The sequence below is a fragment of the Lonsdalea britannica genome, assembly GCF_946477055.1.
In the GTDB taxonomy this organism is placed as follows: domain Bacteria; phylum Pseudomonadota; class Gammaproteobacteria; order Enterobacterales; family Enterobacteriaceae; genus Lonsdalea; species Lonsdalea britannica_A.
Window position 1 is genome coordinate 1 of record NZ_CAMKXG010000164.1, and the last position, 8240, is coordinate 8240.

At 52.7% G+C, this 8240-nt stretch carries 8 protein-coding genes; 2 read left to right on the forward strand and 6 right to left on the reverse strand.

Annotation, left to right across the window (positions count from 1 at the left end):
* From Q7O77_RS11630 to Q7O77_RS11655, 6 genes are all read right to left on the reverse strand, one after another.
* On the reverse strand, positions 1-926 hold a 926-nt coding region (locus Q7O77_RS11630; RefSeq protein ID WP_304167303.1), incomplete at its 3' end, for an alpha/beta hydrolase.
* Between the two features lie 300 nt (positions 927-1226).
* Positions 1227-1730 (reverse strand): ankyrin repeat domain-containing protein, encoded by a 504-nt coding sequence (locus Q7O77_RS11635; protein ID WP_304167306.1) that lies wholly within the window; start codon positions 1728-1730, stop codon positions 1227-1229.
* Between the two features lie 97 nt (positions 1731-1827).
* Positions 1828-3375, reverse strand: coding sequence for a catalase (locus Q7O77_RS11640; protein WP_304167290.1), 1548 nt, complete (start codon positions 3373-3375; stop codon positions 1828-1830).
* 408 nt (positions 3376-3783) lie between these two features.
* Positions 3784-4557, reverse strand: coding sequence for a (S)-acetoin forming diacetyl reductase (locus Q7O77_RS11645; RefSeq protein ID WP_094118606.1), 774 nt, complete (start codon positions 4555-4557; stop codon positions 3784-3786).
* A 322-nt stretch (positions 4558-4879) separates the two neighbouring features.
* Positions 4880-5650 carry a (S)-acetoin forming diacetyl reductase gene (locus Q7O77_RS11650; protein ID WP_304167294.1) on the reverse strand — a complete coding sequence of 257 codons (771 nt, stop codon included), beginning with the start codon at positions 5648-5650 and terminating at the stop codon, positions 4880-4882.
* A 400-nt stretch (positions 5651-6050) separates the two neighbouring features.
* Positions 6051-6530, reverse strand: coding sequence for an SRPBCC family protein (locus Q7O77_RS11655; RefSeq protein WP_304167309.1), 480 nt, complete (start codon positions 6528-6530; stop codon positions 6051-6053).
* A gap of 292 nt (positions 6531-6822) precedes the next feature.
* Here Q7O77_RS11655 and pncC point away from each other — a divergent pair, with 292 nt between their 5' ends.
* Both pncC and recA read left to right on the forward strand, forming a co-directional pair.
* A complete protein-coding gene (gene pncC, locus Q7O77_RS11660; protein ID WP_304167296.1) occupies positions 6823-7317 on the forward strand; it encodes a nicotinamide-nucleotide amidase in 495 nt (164 codons plus the stop codon).
* 105 nt (positions 7318-7422) lie between these two features.
* The coding region (gene recA / locus Q7O77_RS11665; RefSeq protein ID WP_304167299.1) for a recombinase RecA at positions 7423-8240 on the forward strand (818 nt) is incomplete at its 3' end.

Genomic DNA, 8240 nt, shown 5'->3' on the forward strand with positions numbered 1-8240 from the left:
TCCTTTTTCTGGCTCACCATTTGCCCGACGACGGAAGCGATATCTTGCATGACATCTTGTGCCGCCTGGCTGATTCCGCCGAGCTGGAAAAATCCATGAATCACGCCCAGATAGCGTTTGCACCGGACATTCACACCCGTGTTCACCAGCGTACGATAAAGCTGTTCCCCCTCGTCACGCAGCGGGTCGTACTCCGCGGTAATAATCAGCGTTTGGGGAAGGTCGGTCAGGTCAGACCGCCACAAGGGGCTGGCTTCAGGATGACCATACTCAGACGGCGTAAAGTAAGCCTCATAGCCGGTGAGCAGGGTATCGCGAGTGATAATGAAATCGTCGCCATTAGTCTGGTACGTGTCACTCACGGCGGTGGCATCCAACATGGGGTAAATCAGCACCTGTCCGCGAGGCTGAATGCCTCCGCGATCTCGCACCCGCAATGCGGTGATGAGAGCCAAATGACCGCCCGCGCTATCCCCCATCAAGACCAAATTGGCGGCATCGACGTGCAACTCATCCGCCTGTTCCTGAATGACGCAGAAACTCCGAAAAGCATCGTCGTGGGCGGCGGGATAACGATGCTCAGGCGCTAGCCGATACTGGACGGCAATGATTCTACACTGACTGTGGAAAGCCAACTGGCGAAGCGTGTTGTCATGAGTGGCAAATCCGCCACTGACGAAACAGCCGCCGTGATAATAAACAATGGCGGGAGTATGTGACGGCGCTTGAAGCGGTGAGTAGATACGTAGGTTCAGCCCTTGTAGTTCCCGTTCTTCTACATTGACGCGTGTTTCGGTGTCGCCGGACAGAGTGGCTCCGGCGATGTATCCCGCTCTGCGATCGTCAATAGATTGGTTTCTTGCCGATGGGCGGCCTGCATTGATGAAGTCCTGAACGAGTGCGGCGATGCCTGGCTCAAGCGTCATGGCGATAGCTCCAAAGTGCGTATTCATGGATAGCCGCAATCGGAGAGGTTGACGTCATCCTGCAAATACGTGGATGGGAAAGCCTGTACGGTAACGCAATCTTTTTGACGGCGTCAAAGTCTTCTGAGACGAAAAATCGTGAGCCTGTTTGCAGAGGTTGATGAAATCAGCGTTATCGTAGACGTCGATTTATGAGGGGCGCTTTTGCCGCAAACGTGAAGGCATTAACGCGATGATATGATTGAATGTTATGGCGTTTTAGGAAAGCAGCGGCCGGTAGGGCCGCCGGGGGCGAAGCGGTTATTGTCCTTTCACGTCGCCGCGCTCAAGTGTGTTTACGCTATTGCCCATGGCATCTTTGGTGCTCATATCGGCTCCTTTTCGCTGCAAATCGTGAAGAAGCTCGGTGCGTTTGAATAATGCGGCATACATGGCCGCCGTCTGCCCGGCGTTGTTGCGTTCGTCCGGATTACATTCAGCGGCAAGCAGCCGTTTGGCGATACGCAGTTCGCCTTTGAATACGGCGCCCATCAGTGCGGTATTGCCTCGTTTGTCTTTCAGACAGGGATCGGCGCCGTGTTTTAGCATGAGCGCGACGGCGTCATCGTGGCCGTGATAGGCCGCGAGGATCACGGCGGTATATCCCTTTTCATCCTGCACATTCAGGTTGTAACCCGAGTGGATGAATTCGGTGATAATGGGCAGCTCGCCGTTTCGGGCGGCATCCCACAGATAATGGTTTAACTGCGACTGCACCTTACCGGCGTCTTCTGGCGGTTGAGCCTGTGCGAGGCCGATCAGCATAAACAAGCCCGTGACGAGCGATAACAGACGTTTCATGACGGCATTCCCTGAAATGAGTGACCGCCCGCAGGGATGATCCGCGGGCGGCCGGGCATCATTAGTCGCTCAGTTTAGCGGCCAGACTCTTCACCTTCGTCAAATCGCCTTTGGCGATCGTCGTCAGTCGTGAGCCATAGTCCTGATCGGCTTTGTAGAAGTAAGACAGCATGATATTTCTGCTTTCGACATCTGCTGTTCCCAAGGCTGAACCCAGGCTATTGACCAGATCGGTGCGATCTTTTTCGCTATAAGAGCGGTACAGTTCGCCCGTTTGCTTAAAGTTCTGCTCTTTCTGGATCTTGCTTTGCTGTGTCGTCCCGTTCAGCGGCGCTTGGCTGTAACGCGCGGAAACCAGCTCTTCACGCGGGTGCAGTCGGCTAGGCTGATAGTTCACACCTTCATCCTGGGTGTGCCCGTGATTCAGCGTACCGTCCTGATTGCCATTATTGACGGCTTTCAGAGGCGCGTTGATCGGCAGGCTCAGCCCCGTCGTCCCTACCCGGTACAGTTGGGTATCCGCGTAAGCGAACAGTCGGCCCTGCAGCAGTTTGTCTTCGGATGCTTCGATGCCGGGAACCAGATTCGCGGGTGCCATCGCGACCTGCTCGGTTTCCTGGAAGAAGTTATCCGGGTTCTTGTTTAGAACCATCTGTCCGATTTTGCGTTCCGGGACGTCGGGCCAGATTTTGGTGGCGTCCAGCGGATTGAAGTCAAACTTTTGCAGATCTTCCGGCTTCAGCACCTGAACATACAGATCCCACTTCGGATAGTCGCCGCGCTGGATAGCGCTGACCAAATCATTGGTCATGTGGCTGTAATCCTTGCCTTGCACTTCTTCAACCTGTTTGGGATCCAGATTCTTCACGCCCTGCAACGTTTTCCAATGGAATTTCACGTAGTGAACTTCACCTTTGGCGTTAACCAGTTTGTAGGCATGAACGCCGTTACCATCCATATTCCGGTAAGTTGCAGGCGTGCCTTCGTTGGAGTAGAGCAACGTCAGCGTACGAGTTGATTCCGGCAGGTGAGAGAAGAAATCGAAGCGACGGGCATCGTTATCCTGATTGGTGCGCGGGTCCGGTTTGAAAGCGTGCACCATGTCGGGAAACTTGATGGCGTCTCGGATGAAGAAGGTCGGGAAGTTGTTGCCGACTAAATCCCAGTTACCTTGTGTGGTATAGAATTTAGTGGCGAAACCGCGCGGGTCACGCAGCGTTTCCGGGGAGTGGTTACCATGCACGACGCTGGAAAAACGAACGAAGACGGGCGTGTGCGTGCCTTTTTTGAATACATCGGCGACGGTGAGATCGGAAATATCGTCTGTCGCGGTGAACTGACCATGCGCGCCGGTTCCGCGGGCGTGAACCACGCGTTCCGGGATGCGTTCGCGGTCAAAACGCTGCAGCTTCTGCAGCAGTTGGACGTCCTGAAGAAGAACCGGGCCGTTGGGACCGGCGGTTTGCGAGTTCTGGTTATCACCGACCGGTGCGCCATTGTCGCGGGTTAAGGTATCGGCGAAGGCCGACTGAAACACGAGAAGTGATGATACGGCGACCAGCGTTCTTTTCCAGCCGGCGCCACGATGCGTTGCGGGTGTATTGCTCATAATTTGCCTCTTCTTCCTTGCGATGTTCAACAATAAAGGGTGTATTGCCGTCGAGTCCGTTGTGCTGATTTCCGACAAACCACGGTCTACTGCCGCCTGATGCTCTGTCTTTCCCTGGGCGTGTCGCTCTTCCCTCTGTTCAGGCCTGACCGGGCTGCCACGTATAGGTCTATCATCCCGGGAATAACAAAATAGTTACTTTCCGTGACTGAATTACTTTACCTGTTTTAACCCTATGCTTGAGGCCGTTATTTCTATCGAATTGATAGGTGGGCTATAGCGGCATGATTGCGGGCGGAATCGAACAAAAGAGAAGGATACAGAGAGGGATGGCAGGGGAATGGTTTCCCGCCAGAGACCAGATCAATCCGGCGGGAAACGCGTGACTTGGCGGCTCAGGTCAGACGCTTACTTAAAGACCATACCACCGTCGATTAACAATGACTGACCCGTCATGTAGTCGGAGTCAGGTCCGCAGAGATAGGATACGCATGCTGCCACATCTTCCGGGGTGGACGGACGGCCCAGCGCAATCTGCTTGGTGAATTGCTCGGTGCCATATCCTTCCGGTTTACCCGCGGCGGCAGAGAATTTGCGATCAAACTCTTGCCAAAGCGGCGTAACGACGATGCCCGGGCAAAAGGCGTTAACGTTAATACCTAGCGGCGCCAGGTCGCGAGCGGTGGTTTGTGTCAGTCCACGTACGGCAAACTTGCTGGCGCTGTAGATGGACATATCGGGGTTGCCGACCTGACCTGCCTGTGAACAGGCATTGACGATTTTGCCGCCGTGACCCAGTTTTTTGAACGCTTTGACTGCCGCCTGGGTTCCCCAGATAACGCCTTTGATGTTGATATCCACAACGCGGTCGATGATCTCGGACGTCATGTTTTCAATCGGGCCACGCGGTGCAATACCGGCGTTGTTGACGATGACGTCGAAACCGCCCAGCTGCTGTTCAGTTGTTTCGACAGCGGCGAAGATTTGGTCGCGGTCGGAGACATCCGCCGTAATCGCAATGGCTTTACCGCCAGCGGAATTGATTTTCTGTGCGACCTGTTCGGCACTTTCACCGTTGTAGTCGACGATAGCGACGGCGAATCCATCTTTCACCAGACGAAGTGCGATAGCTTCACCAATTCCTTGACCCGCTCCTGTGACCAACGCGACTTTATTTGTCATCTGTTATCCCTTTAATAAATTTTATTAATCAATTATGAATAGGGTAGCGTCTGGCGAATTAAATAAAAACTCATAGTAAATTCAGTGACTTTTACCCGGCATTCAATAACCGGTTGCGCTTATCAGCTAAAACAATTGTTCCTGAACTAACTATTTTTCAGCGTGGGGCCAGCAATTAAAAATCAACAATCAGCGGCGAGTGATGAACAGGAATGCTTAGAGGAGGGGGGTGAAGAAATGCGTTCTCCCGTCTGACTCACTGAGTGTCGGGAGAACGTGGGTAATGGCAGCGCGGTAAAGACTGCCATCACGAGTTTATTGATTAACTAAATACCATACCGCCGTCGATCAGCAGCGACTGGCCGGTCATATAGTTAGAATCCGGGCTGGCCAAGTAAGAGACGCAAGCAGCCACGTCTTCCGGTTCGGACAGGCGGCCTAACGTAATGCGTTTGGCGAACTGTTCGGTGCCGTAGCCTTTAGGTTTGCCAGCGGCTTCGGAGATTTGGCGGTCGATTTCATCCCACATTGGCGTTTTCACGATGCCCGGGCAGAAACCGTTGACGGTAATGCCAAGCGGAGCCAGGTCGCGTGCTGCGGTTTGCGTCAAACCACGAACGGCGAATTTACTGGAGCTGTAGACCGCCAGTTCAGGGTTACCGATATGGCCAGCCTGTGAACAGGCATTGATGATTTTGCCGCCGTGTCCCAGTTCTTTGAATGCTTTGACAGCAGCCTGAATCCCCCAAATCACCCCTTTCAGATTGATGTTGTAGACCTTATCAACGATTTCCGGCGTGATTTCTTCAATCGGCGTGCTCGGCGCGATACCCGCGTTGTTGACGATTACATCAAAGCCGCCCAGCTGTTGCTTGGCTGTTTCAACGGCGGCGAAGACCTGGTCCCGGTTAGAAACGTCGGCGGTGACCGCAATCGCTTTACCGCCAGCTTCGTTAATACGCTGCGCTACCGCTTTAGCGCTCTCACTGTTGTAATCCACAATAGCTACGGCAAATCCGTCTTTAACCAAGCGAAGGGCGATAGATTCCCCGATGCCTTGACCCGCACCGGTTACCAATGCAACTTTCGTCATGTTCTATTCCTTTGTGTGTGATAGTTAAATCGCTCTTATGAGGATAGTCGCAGACCTAAGGAATAAAAACTTATAGTGAGAATGATTATTGTTATTTGGCTTTAAATAACCTGAGGGTATAAATGCGGTCATCATTATTTGCTGCGTGGTACATCGAGAATCAGTGATTACGTCAGAAGAACTTATTTTGTGAGGCAGGGGAGAGGGCGGCGTCAAATCAGAAAGTTTGTAACATGCCAAATTCACCTTACATCCTCACCATCAACCTTACCGACCTATGACAGTTCTATACATTCAGGTTGATAGATTAGAGCCATCCCTTGTTGATGTTGTGTTACTCATCCCTGTCTGAGAGTAGTTATTTTTCCCGCTTTCGAGCGGGAATTTTTTTGTCTGTTTTTTAAGATGAAATGGCTGGCGGGGTCGGTTCTTGCTCTGCCAGTTTTTTAAAACGCTGAAGAGTATTGTTCAACATTTCTTTAGAAAGCAGCGCGAACATCTGACCTATTTGTCGTCCCAGCAGTCCACCGGGCGCATCGAAATAGATCGTCAGTGTGACTTCAGTGCCTCTTCCCTGTGGCGCGGGTTGAAAAGACAATTTGCCCTCGTTGGGTATACGGGCGCCTTCGAGAGAACACCAATGAATGAAACTCCCCGGTTGCTCTTCTACGATGCGGGCCGTCCATTCGATGCTTGGTCCGATTGGCGCTTTGACTCGCCACAGAGAATCCGTCGCGTTCAGAATCTCTATTCGCGCAAAGTGATTCATCAGAACGGGCAGTGTTTCTGGTTTACGCCATAGGTCGAATAACATGTCGGCGGGTCTGTCTATGACAATCGATTTGCCGAAGCTGGTGGCGTTAGGACCTTTCACGCCCATATTGCGTAAGAACGTTGATGACACGTTCGTCCCTCCTTTATCTGGCGCCCTACGGTGCTGTAGAGAATGGTACTCCTGAGTGTACCGCAGAATGCGCGCTCGCAGGATCGCTCTGTCGGTGTGTCGAATCCCGGCGGTGAAAAGGTGACGGCGATCTGAATGTTATTGCTGCGTTTATTACGTTTCTCATCCTCGCTGCGTATCGGTTTGCACTTCGGGACTTGCCACGTTTTTTGAGGCGAGAAATGCTACCCTGATGGGTAACAGCTTCATTACTATAGTGAGTCAGTCGATGTCAGAACATCATATTTTTCAGTTGAGTGAGCAGGTTGGTGAACGATTGAAATCCCGTGGCGCGCACATGACCTGTACGGAGTCTTGCACGGGGGGCTGGGTGGCAAAGGCGATTACCGATGTTCCAGGGAGCTCCGCCTGGTTTGACTATGGCTTTGTGACCTACAGTAATCGCGCCAAAGAAGTTTTGGTCGGCGTTAAGGCGGAAACGCTGGCGCAACATGGGGCTGTCAGCGGCGAAGTGGTGGAAGAAATGGCCGCGGGCGCGCTGGATAAAGCAGGGGCGGATTATGCGGTTGCCATCAGTGGTATCGCCGGCCCGGACGGCGGAACTGCTGATAAACCGGTCGGCACCGTGTGGTTTGGTTTCGCCTCAAGACATGAAAACGGATTCGTCCGTAGAATGCAGTTCGACGGCGATCGCGATCGTGTCCGCCAACAAGCCGTTCAGTTTGGTCTGGAAACGCTGCTGAATACTTTTCTGCAAAATTAACCTTGATGCTGTATGAGTGTACAGTATAATGTCCGTCACCCGTTCGGTGAATCATGAACAAGCAACAGCGCAGATGCAGCTTCGTGCTGCGAGACAGGAGTAGAAATGGCTATTGATGAGAACAAACAAAAGGCACTGGCAGCAGCACTGGGTCAAATCGAAAAGCAATTCGGTAAAGGTTCTATCATGCGTTTGGGCGAAGATCGCTCAATGGATGTTGAAACTATCTCTACAGGTTCCCTGTCCCTGGATATCGCGCTGGGTGTCGGCGGTTTGCCTATGGGCCGTATCGTGGAAATCTACGGGCCGGAATCCTCAGGTAAAACCACACTAACGCTGCAGGTGATTGCCGCTGCTCAGCGTAAAGGAAAAACCTGTGCCTTTATTGATGCGGAGCATGCGCTGGATCCTATCTACGCGAAGAAACTGGGCGTTGATATCGACAATCTGCTGTGTTCCCAGCCGGATACGGGCGAGCAGGCACTGGAAATCTGTGACGCGCTGGCACGTTCTGGGGCTGTGGATGTCATTATCGTTGACTCCGTAGCCGCATTGACGCCGAAGGCGGAAATCGAAGGTGAAATCGGCGACTCTCACATGGGGCTGGCCGCGCGAATGATGAGTCAGGCAATGCGTAAGCTGGCAGGCAACTTGAAACAGTCCAGTACGCTGCTGATTTTCATCAACCAGATCCGAATGAAGATCGGTGTGATGTTTGGTAACCCTGAGACGACGACCGGCGGTAACGCGTTGAAATTCTACGCCTCAGTACGACTGGATATCCGTCGCATCGGCGCTATCAAAGATGGTGACGAAGTGGTCGGGAGTGAAACCCGCGTGAAAGTGGTGAAAAACAAAGTCGCCGCACCGTTCAAACAGGCTGAATTCCAGATCATGTACGGTGAAGGTATTAACACCTTTGG